Source organism: Phenylobacterium sp. (genome assembly GCF_044236515.1).
GTDB lineage: Bacteria > Pseudomonadota > Alphaproteobacteria > Caulobacterales > Caulobacteraceae > Phenylobacterium.
On record NZ_JBIIGK010000019.1, the window covers coordinates 1 to 15,943 of the forward strand.

Annotated in this window: 12 protein-coding genes and 1 pseudogene; 4 read left to right on the plus strand and 9 right to left on the minus strand. The window is 68.9% G+C overall.

Annotated elements, in window-relative coordinates:
- The 3 genes and pseudogenes from ACILRF_RS03600 to ACILRF_RS03610 all read left to right on the plus strand — a co-directional run.
- Positions 1-133, plus strand: a pseudogene (locus ACILRF_RS03600) (3-oxoadipyl-CoA thiolase); the annotation flags it as partial.
- A gap of 80 nt (positions 134-213) precedes the next feature.
- Positions 214-1,830, plus strand: a complete 1,617-nt coding sequence (locus ACILRF_RS03605; protein WP_395670903.1) for an NAD(P)/FAD-dependent oxidoreductase — start codon at positions 214-216, stop codon at positions 1,828-1,830.
- Positions 1,831-1,950: 120 nt separating this feature from the next.
- Positions 1,951-2,493 carry a DUF4402 domain-containing protein gene (locus ACILRF_RS03610; RefSeq protein WP_395670904.1) on the plus strand — a complete coding sequence of 181 codons (543 nt, stop codon included), beginning with the start codon at positions 1,951-1,953 and terminating at the stop codon, positions 2,491-2,493.
- A gap of 2 nt (positions 2,494-2,495) precedes the next feature.
- On the opposite strand, the gene ACILRF_RS03615 is transcribed toward ACILRF_RS03610, so the two are convergent.
- The 7 genes from ACILRF_RS03615 to ACILRF_RS03645 form a co-directional block, all read right to left on the minus strand.
- Entirely contained in the window at positions 2,496-4,601 is a 2,106-nt protein-coding gene (locus ACILRF_RS03615; protein ID WP_395670905.1) for a CehA/McbA family metallohydrolase, read from the minus strand.
- 79 nt (positions 4,602-4,680) lie between these two features.
- Entirely contained in the window at positions 4,681-6,396 is a 1,716-nt protein-coding gene (locus ACILRF_RS03620) for a tannase/feruloyl esterase family alpha/beta hydrolase (protein WP_395670906.1), read from the minus strand.
- Positions 6,393-7,283, minus strand: a complete 891-nt coding sequence (locus tag ACILRF_RS03625) for an alpha/beta hydrolase (RefSeq protein ID WP_395670907.1) — start codon at positions 7,281-7,283, stop codon at positions 6,393-6,395. Before ACILRF_RS03625 ends, ACILRF_RS03620 begins: the two co-directional genes overlap by 4 nt.
- A gap of 22 nt (positions 7,284-7,305) precedes the next feature.
- Positions 7,306-8,583 carry an MFS transporter gene (locus ACILRF_RS03630; RefSeq protein ID WP_395670908.1) on the minus strand — a complete coding sequence of 426 codons (1,278 nt, stop codon included), beginning with the start codon at positions 8,581-8,583 and terminating at the stop codon, positions 7,306-7,308.
- Positions 8,584-8,594: 11 nt separating this feature from the next.
- Positions 8,595-11,399 (minus strand): TonB-dependent receptor plug domain-containing protein, encoded by a 2,805-nt coding sequence (locus tag ACILRF_RS03635; protein ID WP_395670909.1) that lies wholly within the window; start codon positions 11,397-11,399, stop codon positions 8,595-8,597.
- A 45-nt stretch (positions 11,400-11,444) separates the two neighbouring features.
- The gene (locus ACILRF_RS03640; RefSeq protein ID WP_395670910.1) at positions 11,445-12,653 is read right to left on the minus strand and encodes a cytochrome P450; all 1,209 of its coding nucleotides are present in this window, start codon (positions 12,651-12,653) and stop codon (positions 11,445-11,447) included.
- Between the two features lie 98 nt (positions 12,654-12,751).
- On the minus strand, positions 12,752-13,660 hold the full coding sequence (locus ACILRF_RS03645) for a LysR family transcriptional regulator (RefSeq protein ID WP_395670925.1): 909 nt from the start codon (positions 13,658-13,660) through the stop codon (positions 12,752-12,754).
- Positions 13,661-13,847: 187 nt separating this feature from the next.
- On the opposite strand from ACILRF_RS03645, the gene ACILRF_RS03650 reads away from it, so the two are divergent.
- On the plus strand, positions 13,848-14,720 hold the full coding sequence (locus ACILRF_RS03650) for a hypothetical protein (RefSeq protein WP_395670911.1): 873 nt from the start codon (positions 13,848-13,850) through the stop codon (positions 14,718-14,720).
- 11 nt (positions 14,721-14,731) lie between these two features.
- Here ACILRF_RS03650 and ACILRF_RS03655 read toward each other — a convergent pair whose 3' ends face one another.
- Positions 14,732-15,190 (minus strand): cupin domain-containing protein, encoded by a 459-nt coding sequence (locus ACILRF_RS03655; RefSeq protein WP_395670912.1) that lies wholly within the window; start codon positions 15,188-15,190, stop codon positions 14,732-14,734.
- 107 nt (positions 15,191-15,297) lie between these two features.
- Positions 15,298-15,885, minus strand: coding sequence for a TIGR00730 family Rossman fold protein (locus ACILRF_RS03660; RefSeq protein ID WP_395670913.1), 588 nt, complete (start codon positions 15,883-15,885; stop codon positions 15,298-15,300).
- Positions 15,886-15,943: the final 58 nt, after the last annotated feature.

Below are 15,943 nucleotides of genomic sequence, written 5' to 3' on the forward strand. Positions count from 1 at the left end.
CGGCGCCTCGGGAACCCGGCTGGTCATCGCCGGCCTGCGCCAGCTCGAGGCCAACGGCGGCCGCTATGGCCTCGCCACCCTCTGCGTCGGCGTCGGCCAGGGCCTGAGCCTGGCCTACGAGCGGGTCAGCTAGGCCGCCACGGGACGCCCGGGCCGCCGAAGGCTCGGGCGCTGCCCATGCGCTGGCCGACGAGAGCCGCTACATAGGCGCCGATGCTGCGGATCTCCGAACTCAAGCTCCCCCTCGACCACCCGCCCGAAGACCTGCCGGCGGCGATCGCCCAGCGGCTGGGCGTGGCGGCGCACGACCTCATCCGCTGGTCGGTGTGGAAGCGGGCGCACGACGCGCGCAAGAAGGCGGCGATCCTCAAGGTCTATATCGTCGACGTCGAAGTGACGGGCGAGGCCGCGGTGCTGGCGCGTCTGGCGGACGATCCGCACGTCCGGCCGACGCCAGACACCGCCTACCGGCCCGTCGCCAAGGCGCCCCCGGCCCTGCCGCTGCGGCCGGTGGTGATCGGCGCCGGCCCTTGCGGCCTGTTCGCCGGACTGATTCTCGCCGAGATGGGTTTCCGGCCGATCATCCTCGATCGCGGCAAGGTCGTACGCGAGCGCGCCAAGGACACCTGGGCCCTGTGGCGCCGGAGTGAGCTGAACCCTGAGTCCAACGTCCAGTTCGGCGAGGGCGGCGCCGGCACCTTCTCCGACGGCAAGCTCTACAGCCAGATCAAAGACCCGCGCTTCCTCGGCCGCAAGGTGCTGACCGAGTTCGTGGAAGCCGGCGCGCCGCCCGAGATCCTGACCGACGCCCACCCGCACATCGGCACCTTCCGGCTGGTGACCATGGTTGAAGCCATGCGCGCCAAGATCGAGGCCCTGGGCGGCGAATACCGGTTCGAACGCCGGGTCACGGACATCGAGCTCAGCCGCGGCGCGGACGGCGGCCCGCGCCTGCGCGGAGTCCACCTGCACACGGGCGAGTTCGTCGAGGCGGACCATGTCGTCTTCGCCGTCGGCCATTCGGCCCGCGACACCTTCCAGACGCTGTACGACCGCGGGGTCCACTTCGAGGCCAAGCCGTTCTCGATCGGCTTCCGCATCGAGCATCCGCAGTCCTGGATCGACCGGGCGCTGTTCGGCCCCTGCGCCGGCCACCCGGACCTTGGAGCCGCCGCCTATTCGCTGTCGCACCACGCCCGCAACGGCCGGACCGTCTATAGCTTCTGCATGTGTCCGGGCGGCACGGTCGTGGCGGCGACGTCGGAGCCCGGCCGCGTGGTCACCAACGGCATGAGCCAGTATTCGCGCAACGAACGGAACGCCAATTCCGGTTTCGTGGTCGGCATCTCGCCGGCGGACTATCCAAGCGAGCACCCGCTGGCCGGCATCGCGCTCCAAAGAGAGCTGGAGAGCCGCGCCTTCGTGGCCGGCGGCGGCGACTACTTCGCGCCGGGACAGTTGGTCGGCGACTTCCTGGCCGGCCGGCCATCGGCTGCCCTGGGCGAGGTGGTCCCGAGCTATCGGCCGGGCGTCAGGCCGACCGATCTCGCCCCGTTGATGCCGGACTATGTGATCGAGGCGATGCGCGAGGCCATTCCGGTCTTTGGCCGCAAGATCGCGCGCTACGACGACGCGGAGGCCTTGCTGACGGGCGTCGAGACCCGCACCTCCTCGCCGATCCGTATGACCCGCGGCGTCGACTTCCAGAGCCTCAATGTGCGCGGCCTCTATCCGGCCGGTGAAGGCGCCGGATATGCGGGCGGCATCCTTTCGGCGGCCGTCGATGGGATCAAGGTCGGCGAGGCGGTGGCCAAGGAGATCGGCGGTTAGCCGCCGACCGACGTTCCGCGAATTTGATCCCTCAAAGTTGAGAAAGCTTCGCAGCTCGCCACTCGCGGTTGCGGGAAGCGGCGCCGCAGTTGCTTCGCCTTGGTTTGCAACCTAGGGCGTGTGCCAGACGGAGACGGGCCGCTGTTCAAGACCTCGATCATTCACGCCGCCTTGCCGGCCGCTCTGGCGGCCGCCGCCCTCGCCATGGCCGGCCGGGCCGCCGCCCAGACCAGCCAGTCGGCCAGCGGCAGCATCACGGTCATGCAACCGGTGCTGGTCGTCGACAAGAACTCCGACCTCAGCTTCGGCACCGTCTTCCGGCCGACCAGCGGTTCCGGAACCATCCAGATCGACGCCAACAACGGCGCCGTCAGCACCTCGAACCTGTCGCAGGCCAGCGGCAGCACGCCGACCCGCGCCAACTTCACGGTCACCGGTCAGCCGAACGCCAACATCAACGTCACCTTTCCCTCGAACATCAACCTGACGCGACAGGGCGGCTCGGAGACCCTGCCGGTGAACTTGCAGTCGAGCATGACCGGCGGCCAGATCGGCGGCGGCGGCACGGTGCAGTTCAACATCGGCGGCCAGGTGACCCTTCAGTCGAGCACAGTGGCCGGCGCCTATTCGACCACCTTCAACGTGACGGTCGCCTACAACTAGGCTTACCGCCCCTGCGACTTCGCCAGGCGGGCCAACAGGGCGTCGTACCTCGCATTGGCCTCGCCAACGCGGGCCCGGATCGCCGGCAGCTGGGCCTCCCACTGACCGACGAGGCTAGGGCCGGTCTCGAAGCCTTCTAGATCTTCGGTCGGATCGACGGGCTTCTCCAGCAGTGCCTTCAGGTTCGTCCGGTGCAGCTGGACGAGTTCCGGCGCCTTCGCCGCGTTCCAGGTCGGCTGGTCATCGACGACGACGTAGATCGGGGCGCTGTGGGCGGCGGTGGTGTTCCAGCGCTCCTGCCGCTGACCATAGGCGCGAACGGCGATCCACATGCTGCGGTCGGCGACGATCTGCTGGCGGAGTTCGACCTTCCCGCCATCCGTCGCGTCGACCTTGGCGGCGATGTCGCCGAGGACGACGAGTTCGATGCGGGTCAGTTTCTCGTGGTCCGGGTTCATGGTGGCAAGGGCGGCGACATCCAACCGCGCGCCCTTCGGCACGCGGATCTCCGAGCCCATCTCGCGACCGTTGACCTTGAACTCCAGGAACGGGCCGTTCGTGACGTAGGCCCGGCCGGCCTTGAAGGCGTCGAACCAGCGGTCGGCGGTCAGCCGGCCGTCGACCTTCACATAGGTCCGCTCGACGCCCGGCAGGGTCGGGCCGAAGAACGGATAGTCGGCGCCGGCCACCGGCGAGATGCGGAAGCCGAGGTTCAGGAAGCTGTACCAGGCCTCGGTGTGCAGGCGGCCGCCCTGCAGCACCTCGATGAAGTCGATGAGGCCGAAGGGCACGTCGAGCGCCAGGCCTCGGGGACCGTTGAACAACTCGCCGAGGTGGGCATAGCCGGTCAGCGCGCCCTGCCTGCGGGCTTCCTCGAACACCCGGTGGTAGGAATAGAACCGCTCCGGCGGCTGGTGGACCGGGGCCTTCAGGTTCCACTGGATGGTGTGGCCACGGTGCCCGGTGCGCGGGTCTTCCTGGCCGGAGACCATGATGTAGCCGTCGCGCTCGTATCGCCCGGCGGCGCCCCAGGCGGGCTGGCGGAAATAGGTCCCGTCGATGTTGCCCATTTCCAGGAGGTTGCTGACCTTCAGGTCCTCCGCGGCGACCTGGGCGAAGACATCCTTGTCCACAACCTGCTCGCGGCTGAGGTGGAGGTGGGATTCCCCCGAGTACCAGCCTTGGGCCGGCAGATCCTGGAAGCGGTCCAGAGACACGCTGACCTCAGTGGGTTGGCCCGCCTTGATCTCGAAGGCGCCATGATGGGCGCGGAACTCCGGGCCGCGGGTGATGGCCAGTTCGTAGCGGCCGGCCGGCAGGTCGGCTTCGTACGATCCGTCGATGTAGAAGGCCTGGCGGTTCGGGGACGGCCACATGGTCCGCTCGTTCACCCAATGCCGGCGGACCTTGTCTGAGAACCGGCGGATCTCCACCGCCTGCGGGCCCGGCATCGGCAAGCGGCCGGAGGCGTCGTACACCCCGACCCGGGCGGGGATCGGCTTGCCGCTCTTGGGGTCTATCACCCTCAGCCGCAGCTGGCCGGCGGGCGGCAGGGCGGCGGTCTTGCCGCTGCGGGCGATGGCGACATCGCAGAGCGTGACCTGGCCCCGTTCGCCGGCCAGGGCGATGTCGGTTTGGGCGGCGCCCAGGCCCGCCAGCCGGGCGCGGTCGAGGGTGACGGTCACGGTGCGGAACGTCGCCCCGGGCTCGGGCTTGACGGAAAGCCGGCCATGCCCCTCCCCGCCATTCTGGTCCCAGGCGGCGATGATGGCGCGGGCCGTCGTCTCGCCGGGGGCATAGGTCAGCGTCAGCTCGACCGGCTCGTCGATGTCGAAGGCGTAGCGATCGTCGACGTCGAAGGCGACGGCGTTCGCCTTGACGCAGGCGCGCCCCTCGACCGTCACCATGTCGACCGCCGCGACGTCCATCTCGACCCCAAGTTCGGTGTAGCCGAGGCCGACCACCTTGGTGATGTTGGGCTTGGTCCAGGGGATCGGCTTCAGGAGCCGGGACTCGTCGCGCGGCGCGCTGGCGGCGGGCGCCGCCGCCGAGGTCACCAATAGGCCGGCCGCAAGGCCGGCGACGACAGATCCAATCCCACGGTACACGACGTCGCTCCCCATGACCCGACAGGCGCGGGCCTTGCCAGGACTATGGAGAGCCGACACACCGCCGGTCAACGCCCCGTCAGGGGGCGGAACCGACCTGAGCGGCGGCGTTGCGGCGAGCGTTCAGCACCTCGGCCGCGATCTCCTCGCCGGCCCAGGCGAAGCGGTCGTCCGGATCGGCCTTCGGCCACACGGCGGTGAAGCTGGCGGCGTCATTGATGTCGCCGGCCCCCTTGTACCTGGCAGCCACCGGATAGGCGTAGACCGGCCGCGTGCGCCGCCCGCCATCGGAGAGGGGCGCGGCGGCCACGACCATGTCCGGAGCGACCCCGCGTTCCACCCAGTTCACCGTCGCACCCAGGAAGTTGGCCTCGTACGGCATGTAACCGCCGCGGCAGTGATAGACGCCGGGCAGGAAGAACATGCGGTAGAACTCCCGGACCTTCGCCGTTCCCCCCATCGCGTCGCGCACCCGCTGGTAATAGTAGGGCGACTGGTTCGGCCCCGGGCTGGGATCGGCCGCGCCCTCCCAGACCAGCAGCTTGCCGCCGGAGTCGCGGAACCTCGTCAGGTCGGCGTCGTACATGTCGATCCAGCCGGAAGGCCGGGTCATGACGTCCCGCAGCAAGGCCTCATCGAACGTCAGGTCCGTCAGCTTCAGCCCCGGCGGCTTGCTGGAGCCATAGACGATGTTGCGCATCATGCCCTGGGCGGCGTCGAGGCTCCGACCGAGGCTGCCCCACTGGAGCTCCGAACCGTACTGCAGGCCTCCGAGCGTGAGGTGGCGACCGGTCTTCGCATCGACGGGGCCACGGTAGATGTCGCGGGCCACGCCTACCTGAGCGGGGGTAAGGCACTGGCCGGCGGTCGTTTGGCGCGCGTACTTGCACTGGATGCGGGCCGGGTCGAAACGGCAAGCGCGCGGGTTGTCGATCTGGCCGTCCTTAAGGCCGTCGAGGCCGTCGCAGGCCGCCATCACCGCCTTGTGCAGCAGCTCGGCCTTGGGCGGGGTGAGGATCTGTTGGCCGGCGGCGTCGAGGTTGCGCAGCTGCTGCCAGCCCATCCGCATGAACGCCGGCGTCAGGTAGTTCGCCGGGGCGCCGGCGATCAGGCCGTCGAAGGCGTCCGGATGGCGCTGGGCCATCAGCATCGCCTCGCGCCCGCCGTTGGAACAGCCCTGGAAATAGGAGTAGGCCGGCGCGGCGCCGTAGAAGGTCTCGACGATCGCCTTGGCGGCCACGGTGACGGCGTAGGGTCCGCGCTCGGCCATGTCCTTCAGAAGCGCCGGGTTGTCGCGCGCCCACAGGGAGCCGCCGCGGCCGAAATGGCCGGCGTCGGTCGAGACGTAGGCAAAGGCTCCGCTGAGGGCCATGACGTTATCGCAGATCGGCGTCACCGTGTCGGTGATGAACCCGCAGTTGCCCCCGCAGCCCATCTGTAGGAAGCGGCCCGTGTAGCCATCGAGCGGCAGGCGCAGTTTGAACTGGATGGTCGGGGCGACATAGCCGTGGACCTCGCAGCGCTCGGGGCCGTTGCGGTCGGCGGCGATCACCTGGGCGGTCACGATCTCCGTCGGCGCGCCGGGAAGGCTTTCCAGATCCAGCTGGAGCAACGACTCGCAGGAGCGCGCGGGCTTCACCACCGGCCGGGCCGGCAGATCGTACATCGGCGGCCTGGCGTTGCTCTGCGGGGCGCGGGCCGCAGCTGCGGTCTGGGCCGCGGCCGGAGTGGACGCCGCGAAGGCGAGCAGCAGCGCCGCGACGGTCCGCCCGACCGGGTCGCGGAGGTCAATCATTTCATGCCCTTCTTCTTCACCGTCCAGCGGGGGTCCTTGCACAGGCCGCAGTCGGGGCCTTCGAAGAGGGTGGCGGCCTTGGCGTCGCCCTTCAGCTTCCAGTTCAACCAAGCCAGGGCGGCGCGGCCCATCTCGCCCCCGCGCGGCTCGCGCCAGGTGCCGCTATGGCCGACGTCCAGATTGGCGTTGAACACCGGGACCTGGTTGATCTGGGCGAAGTCGGCCTCGGCTCCCGCATAGGCCCGGTCGCTCGGACCGCCGACGAGGTAGACGATCGGCACGCGGATCTGCGGCAGGTCGGCCTCGCTCGCCGGGATTTGGCCGGAGGGCGCGCGGGTGCTGCCGTCCGCATTGCGGATGGCGCCGCGTATGACGCCGCTGTTCAGCACGAGCGCGGTCTTGACGCGCGGATCCTTGGCCGCGGCGATCGCCTCCAGCCCGCCGCAAGAGCCGCCCATCACGGCCAGCTTCGAGAGGTCAAGGCGACCGGCATAGGCGCCGCCGGCCTGGGCGTTCTCGGCGGCGGCCCAGGCCAGGGTGTCCATCATCTGGCCCGGCTTGCTTTGCACGCGCGGGCCGGCCGGGGGCGGCGATCCCGGCGCGGCGCGAACGATGGGGCCCGGCGCGGCGATGACATAACCATGGGACGCGACCTCGGTCAGGAAGACTTCCGCGGAGGTCCCGACGTTGGCGCAACCGCCGTTGCCGTAGGCGATGACCGGCAGCTTGCCCTTGACCGCCGCAAGGTCCGCCGGGCGGTAGACGGTGTGGCCGGGCAGGTCCGGATCGATCTCGACGGTGACGGCGTAAGGCCCGGAGGCCGGCTGGGCCGCGGCCGATCCGGCCAGAACCGCCGCGATCATCAGGGACGACAGAGTCGTTCGCATTCCGGTCTCCATAAGAAAAGGGTCAGGCGCGACGACGCCCCGCGCGCAGGATCAGCGTCAGGATCGCCGCGGCGAAGATGACTGCCGCCAGCATGTAGATCGTGGCCGAGAAGCCGCCGGTCCGCTCCCGCAGAACGCCGATCAGCGGCGTCATGATCAGGCCAGCGGTGTTGCCGATCATGTTCAGGACGGTGACACCCCGACCGGTATTCTCCCGCGCCAGCATGCTGATCGGGATCGGCCAGAAGACGCCCTGCGCGCCCCCCAGTCCGAGGCCGCCGAGAACCAGCAACACCGCCGCGATCCAGCCCGGTTCGACGAGGAAAGCCGCCAGCAGGCAGGCGCCGCCCAGCGCGGCGGCGATGGCCAGGTGCAGATGCCGCTCGCCGGTGCGGTCGGAACTGCGGGCGTTGAGCAGCATGCCGAAGCCCACGCCGATCCAGGGCAAGGCGGTGATCAGGCCGACCTGCAGCGGATCGCCGCCGGCGATCTGCTTCACCACCTGGGCCATCCAGAAGATGATGCCCTGGGCGCCGGCCAACAGGCAGAACCACACCCCCGCCGCGGTCCAGAACATCGGATCGGCGAGGAACCGCAGGGAATTGTCGCTGACCGCCCGATCGCCGGCGTCCGCCTCCTGTTCGCGGGCCGCGAGCGCCCGTTCCTCAGGGCTCAGCCACCCTGCATCCTGCAGGCTGTCGACGAACACCCGGAAAGCCAGGAGCCCGCACAGCACGGTGAACAGCCCCTCGACGCCGACCATCAGCCGCCAGCCGGAGAGTCCAACCAGCTCCACCGGCAAGGTCATCAGCCAGCCCGACAGCGGCGCGCCGATCACCTGGGAGATCGGGATCGCCAGCATGGTGACGCCGACGGCCTGGGCGCGGAATGAGCGCGGCGTCCACAGCGCCGCCAGATAGGTCGCGCCGGGGGCGAAACCGCCCTCGAACACCCCGAGGAAAAAACGGACGGCGTAGAAGTGTTCCGGCGACTGGATGAAGGCCATGGCGGTCGCGGCGGCGCCCCAGAGCATCACGGTCGCGGTCACCCACCGCCGGGCGTGGATCCGCCGCAGGATCGCCGTGTGCGGATACTGCAGCAGGATGTAGCCCAGGAAGAAGAAGAACCCGGCGCCCCGCCCGTACATCTCGGGCGACAGACCGATCTCGGCGTTCATCTCCAACGCCGCGATCGAGACGTTCGAACGATCGAGGGAGCTCAGGAAGATCAGGAAGCTCAGCGGCGCGATCAGCCGCCAGAGCACCTTGCGTCCAAGGCTCGCCTCGATCGTCGACGTCATCTACCGGCCCCTCAGAAGCTCTTGGTGATCTGCAGCGTGCCCATGCGGCCGAACACGTTGGCGTTCTGCACGTCGAGGCCGTTGCCGTTGGCCGACAGCACCGTCGGCGGATCGCGGTCGAAGAGGTTCTGGACGTTGATAGAGATGCGGTAGCCGCCGGCGTCCTTCGGCACGGTGTAGGCCACCACGGCGTCGAACGTCTCCCAGGACTTCACCTTCTTGACCGGCTGCAGGACACCGCCGACGGCGATGGGCAGGTCGTTGGTGTATTCGCCCACGTAATTCATGAAGAGACCGGCGGTCCAGAAATCGCGGTTCCAGGTGAGGCCGGCCCGACCGCGCAGGGAAACCGGATAGTTGATGCGGTCGCGACCGTCCTGCTCGGCGGACTGCGGCGTGATCTTGACCCGGTTGTGCAGGATCTTCGTGGCGTTGGCGTTGAAATTGAAGTCCCCGAGGCCCGTCTCGAAGCCGTAGTTGATCGAGACGTCGACGCCGTCCTGCTCGTTGATGCCGGCGTTGGCGTTGCGCGGGAAAACAAGGGCGGCGGCCGAACAGAAGTTGCTCTGATCGAGGATGACCAGGTTCGGGTCGGCCATCGCCTGGGCATAGACCGGATTGTAGGTCGCCGGATTGCCGTTGACGCAGGTCGACGGCTGCGGCGCCGCGACGATGAACGGCGCGTACTGGGCGCGGTTGTTCGGCGTCGCCAGGAAGGTCGCCAGGGCGGTCTGCAGACCGATGATCTGGTTCTCGTAGTGGATCTTGTAATAGGTGGCCGACAGCCGCAGGCCGGGCACAGCCGAAGGCTGGTAGTCGACGGTGAACGAGGTGCTCTCTGCCTTTTCCGGGACCAGGTCGGCGTTGGAGCCAGCCAGGGCGATGACATTGGTCTGCCGGGTCGCGGCGTTCTGGACCGGGATCGTCGGATCGCCCGAGTTGTTCGTCAGCGTCGTCAGGCTGATGCGCGAGAAGAAGATCGGATTGTTCTCGATCAGGTTCGGCGCGCGGAACGAACGCCCCCAGGCGCCCTTGATCGAAAGATCCTCGTTGATCGACCAGTTGACGCCGATCTTCGGGTTCGAGGCCCGGCCGACGTCGGAGTATTTCTCGGTGCGGCCGGCGATGTCGAGGTCGAGGCTACGCACGAACGGCACCGATTGCTCCTCGCCGATCACCGGGATGAACAGCTCGCCGTAGAAGGCGTCGATGGTGCGCTCGGCGAAGGCGTCGTTGGTGTCCGGAACGCCCTGGATGCCGTAGCGGGTGTTGTTCTGCATCAGATACAGCCGCTCATACCCGGCCGCGGCGCGGACGGTTCCGGCCGGCAGGTCGAACAGCGGCCCGTCGAGCCGCACCGAGGTCTGCGCCAGGCGGCTGCGCGCCTTGTCCTGCGCCGGGACCAAAAACTTCGCCAGTTCCTCCCGCGAGGCCGGAGTGGCGCTGAACGGGTTGAACGTGCCGGTGTTGAGCGCCGCCTGCAGGGCCGCGCCGTTCAGGTTGGCGTTGAGGGGATCGATGCAGTTGGCGCAGGTCCGCGTGGTGGAGCTGGTGAACGCCACGTCGGCGCGCCAGTTGGCCATCAGGTCCACCCGCGTTCCGACCGTGTGTGAAATGCCGGTGTCGGTGGTCAGCACCTTCATCTGGTCGATGTCGCGCAGGAACGAGAAGGCGACCGTCAGCGGCGCGCCGGGGGCCACGCCTGGAACGCCGGGGATATAAAGCGGACTGGACGCGGGAATGGTGCGCACGCCCGACTGCTGCAGCGTCCGCGAGGTGCTTTCGCGGTGGTGGTAGAAACCGCCGTAGTAGAACGTCAGGCGGTCGCCGACGTCCTGTTCCAGATTGAGCGAGAGCTGGCTGCGGTCGGTCTCGGGGATGAAATCGACGTAGTCGGCCGAGTCCATCAGCGGCGGCTGGTTGCGGATCAGGCTGGCGCCGGTGGTGACGCCCGGCTGATAGTTCGCCGGCAGGCCGTAATAAACGAAGGTCCCGGCCGTCGGCAGGGCAGTGTTCGGCGTCGTGGAAGCCACCACGATGGCCCCGCCCGGCGCGATGGTGGCAGTGTTGTTGCGAACGCGGTTGTCGTTGCCGCCGAGGTCGCGAAGGTCCTGGCGCAGATAGCGGCTCTTGCCCTGCAGCATCGCGCCGCGGTGGTCGCGATCGTAGGCCGCCACGCCGCGGCCGGAGCCGAACGGCAGCGACCACGCATGGCCGCCGATGATCGAGCCGCCGTACTGGCTGTAGTACTTGTTCTGGGTAGTCCGGGCGGTGATCTCCAGGCCCTCGAACGACTTGCGGGTGATGTAGTTGACGACGCCGGCCACGGCGTCCGAGCCGTAGATCGCGGACGATCCGTCCGCCACCACGTCGATCCGCTCGATCATAGAGACGGGAAGTTGGTTGGCTTCGGTGAAGGAGAAGACGTTGCCGGTCGGCGCGACGCGGCGGCCATCGACCAGCAGCAGGGTGGCGTTGCTGCCCAGGCCGCGCAGGTTGACGGTCGTCCCGCGCTGCTGGTTGCCGTTGCCGTTCTGGGCGACGTGAGGAACGTCGTCATAGCCCAGGTTCTGGATCTGCGGGACCGTGCGCAGGATGTCGACCGGGCTGTTGAAGCCGGTCTTCTGCAGTTCGATCCGGTCGAGCTTCACCGTCGCGGAGCCGACGGCCTCGACCCCGCGGATGCTGGTGCCGGTGACGACCACCTCGTCGATATCGATATCCTCCTGGGCGGCGGCCGAGGTGGCGAACGCGAGACAAAGCGCGCTGAACGCCGCGCTGCACAAGATGCGGGACTTGTTGTCGGTGAGGTTCATCTTTTCTTCCCCAAATTCGCTCAGCGCCGCTTGTCGAGGCGTCTGTCAGCGGTGAAACCGGAGCGGGACCGACAGGGCCCCGATTTCCGGGCAGCGTGTAGGTTTGATGTCGCCGTCCAGCTCGAAGCCGGCGGTCCGCGACAGGAGTTCTTCCAGCGCGATACGAAGCTGCAAGCGGGCCAGGGCGGCGCCGACGCAATTGTGCGGCCCGCGGCCGAACGCCAGGTGGCGCGCGATGTTCGGCCGGCCCAGGCGAAACTCGTCGGGGGCCTCGAACACCGCCGGATCGCGGTTGGCGGCGGCGTAGACCAGGGCGATCGGCTCGTCCTTGAGGATGCAGCGGCCGCCGATCTCGACGTCCTGTGTCGCCGTGCGGGCGAACCCGCGATAAGGCGTATAGAGCCGCAGGAACTCCTCGACCGCCCCTGGCAGCTTGCCCGGATCGCGACGCAGCTCGTCCTGCAGTTCGGGATGGCGGCTGAGATGGACGCAGATGCTGCCGATCATCACCGTCGGCGCGATGATCCCGACAACCAGCACCTGGCGGACGGCGCCGAGGATCATCTCTTCGGGCAGGGGCTCGCCCTCGTGGCGCTCGGCCAGCAGGGCGGAGGTGGGGTCGGCCAGCGGATCGAGGGGCTCGGCCTTGCGCAGCTCCAGCATCTCGCGGGCCATGTCGTAGAGCCGGCCGCTGGTGCGCTTGACCTCTTCGTTGTCGAAGGACTGCACCGCGATGTTGAAGGCCCGGCCGGCCTCGCGCAGAACCGTCCTCAGGTGTTCGGGCAGGTTCATCCACTCGCCGAACACCCTCACCGGCAGGTGGCTGGAGAATTCCTCGCAGATGTCGCCGTGGCCACGGGCCAGGATCGGGTCGAGCAGGTCGACGGCGAACGCCCGGGTTGGGCCTTCCAGGGCCTCGAGGCGGCGCGGGCTGAACAGCGGATTTAGCGCCCGGCGATAAGGCGTGTGCTCCGGCGGATCCAGGTGCAGCGGCGGCCGGCGACCGGTGAAGGCCAGACGCGGCACCACGTTCTGAACCGAGGTGATGAAGGTCGGGTCGGCGAGGGCTGCGGCGACGTCGTCGTAGCGTGTCAGGGCCCAGAAGCCGCCCCAGGCACGGCTGAATGCCGCCGGGCACCGCTCACGAAGGTCGGCGTAGATCGGATAGGGGCTGTCGAAGGTCTCCGGCGCAAGCGCGTCGAAATCCTCGTGCAGGGCCTCAAGACGATCCGGGCTGACCCCCAACTGCGACATCCTCTCCCATCGCCCATCGAGCAGGCGTTTGTGATCGGAAACTAGGCGCCGCGAAGCGTTTGACTAACACAAAGGTTTTATACACCCATAATTTTTGCTTATGCCGAAGCCATCCGGCGACCCAACTCGGCGCCTGCGCTCCGGAGTAGTTCGAGCGCCCGGCGCCCGGCAGGGGTCGGCTCCGGCTGATTGCGCCAGTTCAGGAAGATCGGGCGGAGAATCGGCTCAGGCCCGAACGCCGTCACGGCCACCAGGCCGTCGGCAGCCGCCTGCTCGGCCGCAGCGCGCGGCAGGGCGGTGACGCCGATCCCCCGCTGGACCACCCGCACCACGGTATGTGGCGAGTCGATCTCGGCAATCAGCCGGTATCCGGAGCCGACCTGGGCGAAGGCGGACTCGATTAGCGCCCGGACGGAGTGCGCCCGCCGGGTCGCTACCCACGGCAGGCCGGCCAGCAGGTTGAGGTCGCGACCGTCCAACTCACCCCAGGCCCGGGGATAGATCAGCACCAGAGGCTCGAGGAACAGCGGCTCGGACGCGATGTCTTCGCCGGCCGAGCGCCGCGGCCCAACCACGATATCGACCTGGCCGGACGCCAGCATCCCATCGAGTTGGGGCGGGGCCTCTTCAAGGACCTGGAGCTTGATCGTCGGCTCGGCGCCTTCGCAGACCTGTTCGATGAGGCCGACGCCGAGGCTGTTCATCATGCTCGGCGCGAAGCCGACGCGCACGGGCTGAGCCTGGGCCGCTTCAGCGCGTCGCGCCGCCTCGGCCAGCTGATCGAGGTGCGAAAGGATGGTCTTGGCCCGCTCGTAGACCAGCGCGCCGGCCGAGGTCAGGCGCGCGCCGGTCGGCGAGCGCTCGATCAGCCGCGCTCCGACCTCGCGCTCGAGCACCGCCAGCTGCTGGCTCAGGGCCGGCTGAGCGACGCCGGCCCGGGCGGCCGCGCGGCTGATGCTGCCGCTGTCGGCGATCTGGATGAAATAGCGCAGTCGACGGGTTTCCAGGGAGCCGGTCCTTTTCGTTGAAACAACCTCTTATACCCATACCGCCGGCCGGCGTCGTCGCGCCCGAACCGGCCGGGCTGGAGCGGTGAAATGACGCTGTTCCCGTTCGGGCTTGCCCGGGCGATGATGCGCGCGCTGGTGAGGACGGGCGCCGGCGAGTTTGTCGAGACGCGCCCAGGACGCCGCCATGCAGCTTGACCTTTCCACCCTCAGTGGGCCCGAGCTCCGCCAACTGCTCGACAGCGCCCGGCAGCGCGGGCAGGCGGCGCAGTCGTATCAGATCCTCAAGGAGATGGACCGCCGCCGGGCCGGCGACGGTGGGCGGCGGCGTATCCGCGCACGCCGGTCGGACGAGCCGCGGGTGATCTCTCTCGATCTCGGCGATCCGATGTCGCGCCCCGACCCGGCCCTGGATGCGCCGCCGCCGCCGAGCCTGGAGGACGAGCCCGAGCTCACCTTGCCGCGCGAGCCGCGACCCAAGCGCCGGCCGCTGCGGCCGCCGTGGACGCTGGCCGGTTTCGCCGCCGGCCTTGCGGTGGGCGCCGCGCTCGGGGTCAACGCGGCGAGCACGCGAAACACGCCGATCGCCGCGCAAGCAATCGCCCCGCCGGTCGAAGTCGCCCCGGCGCCGTTACCGTCCCCGCCGGCGCCGATCCCCGCCGCCGCGCCGGTCGAACTGCCTGCCGAACCTTCGGCCGAGACACTCGAGGTGGTCGTCGCCTCGCCAGACGCTCAGGAGACCGTGGTCGACGCCTCGGCCAAGGTCGCTGAACCCCAGCCTGTCGAGACCACGCAGGTCGAGGGTTGCGCTTCGGCGCCGACGCCCGCCGACCGGGTGATCTGCGCCGACCCGAGCCTACAGAAGCTGCAGCGTGAACTTCGCGACGCCTATGCCGGCGCCCTGGCGGCGCACGAGGCGCGCGGCCTGCTGCGCGAACGTCAGCTGGCCTGGCGCGAGGCCCGCAACGACATCGCCGAGCCGGCGCGCCTGACCCGGATGTACGAGGATCGGATCCGCAAGCTGAACGCCGCCGCCGAGGATGCCCGGCGGCGGCGCTGAACCCGGGCCCTTTACTGGGCGGGGACGTTGGCCGTCGCCGGCGGGGTTTCCCGCGGCAGGGTGTTGGCGACGTAGTAGTAAGTGGTCTCCTCGGTCGCGCCCCAGGTGCCCTTCCAGCCGCGCTCGATGGTGATGGACTCGCCCGGCCCGGCCTCGATGACCTTGCCGTCGGCGCCGACCAGCCGCAGCTTGCCCTTCAGGACATAGGCGAACTCGGTCAGGCCATAGCCGTTCGGACCGGCGGGGAAGGTCCCGGCGGTCATCTTGTAGACGCCGACCAGCATCCGCTGATCGGGCGAACGCAGGATGGTGTAATTGCCCGTCTTGATGCCGCCGAACTCCTGGGCGCGCGCTTCGGGGCGCGAGAAGATCGCCAGGGCTTCGGAGTTGGTGAGTTTGACGGGGTCGGCGGCATGGGCCAGGGCCGGCGCGGCGGCGGCGATGGCGGCCAGGGTAAGAAGTCGACGCATGGGTTTCCTCCGGTTCTCGACACTTTCGTCGTCGAGCCGGACCCGCCCCCGAGCCTCAATTCCCGACACAATACCTTAGGGCGGGATCGTCGCGCGTCAAAGCAAAGCTAGTAGCGTTGCTCGACCGGAGTGCGGTTCCACTTTGGCGGCGGCGGTTGATAAGCCCGAAACCGGTCGAGCGCCTCGGCGGTATCCTTGGCGTAGATCAGCATGTCGACGTACGGCGGGGTCGAAAATCCCTTGTCGGCCATCTGCTGAATGGTCTGGCGCAGAAGGTTGTAGTAGCCGTTGACGTTGACGAAGCCGCACGGCTTGGCGTGAAAACCCAGCAGCGCCCAGGTCCACTGCTCGAAGATCTCCTCGAAGGTGCCCGGGCCGCCCGGCAGGCACAGGAAGCCGTCGGACAGCTCGGCCATCCGCCACTTGCGCTCGTGCATCGAATTGACGACGTGCAGGTCGGTGAGGCCGGTATGGGCGATTTCCTGGGCCACCAGGTCGGCCGGCATGACGCCCACCACCCTGCCGCCGGCGGCCAGCGCTGCGTCGGCCACTGCGCCCATCAAGCCGACACGCCCGCCGCCGTAGACCAGCGTCAGGCCCTGCTGGGCGATCAGCGTCCCGGCCCGCACGGCCTCCTCGAGAAAGGCCGGGTCCGTCCCGGCCGATGAGCCGCAATAGATGCAGATGCTGTTCACGAGGCGCAGGTCCGCGGGAGCTGAAAAAGGGCCGAAGCTGATAGGCCGATTGGGCGGC

Bases quoted from the DNA above. Each gene is read 5' to 3' on its own strand.
- ACILRF_RS03605 (WP_395670903.1), top strand. From the start codon at position 214: ATGCTGCGGATCTCCGAACTCAAGCTCCCCCTCGACCACCCGCCCGAA.
- ACILRF_RS03620 (WP_395670906.1), bottom strand. From the start codon at position 6,396: ATGATTGACCTCCGCGACCCGGTCGGGCGGACCGTCGCGGCGCTGCTG.
- ACILRF_RS03625 (WP_395670907.1), bottom strand. From the start codon at position 7,283: ATGCGAACGACTCTGTCGTCCCTGATGATCGCGGCGGTTCTGGCCGGA.
- ACILRF_RS03630 (WP_395670908.1), bottom strand. From the start codon at position 8,583: ATGACGTCGACGATCGAGGCGAGCCTTGGACGCAAGGTGCTCTGGCGG.
- ACILRF_RS03635 (WP_395670909.1), bottom strand. From the start codon at position 11,399: ATGAACCTCACCGACAACAAGTCCCGCATCTTGTGCAGCGCGGCGTTC.
- ACILRF_RS03640 (WP_395670910.1), bottom strand. From the start codon at position 12,653: ATGTCGCAGTTGGGGGTCAGCCCGGATCGTCTTGAGGCCCTGCACGAG.
- ACILRF_RS03650 (WP_395670911.1), top strand. From the start codon at position 13,848: ATGCAGCTTGACCTTTCCACCCTCAGTGGGCCCGAGCTCCGCCAACTG.
- ACILRF_RS03655 (WP_395670912.1), bottom strand. From the start codon at position 15,190: ATGCGTCGACTTCTTACCCTGGCCGCCATCGCCGCCGCCGCGCCGGCC.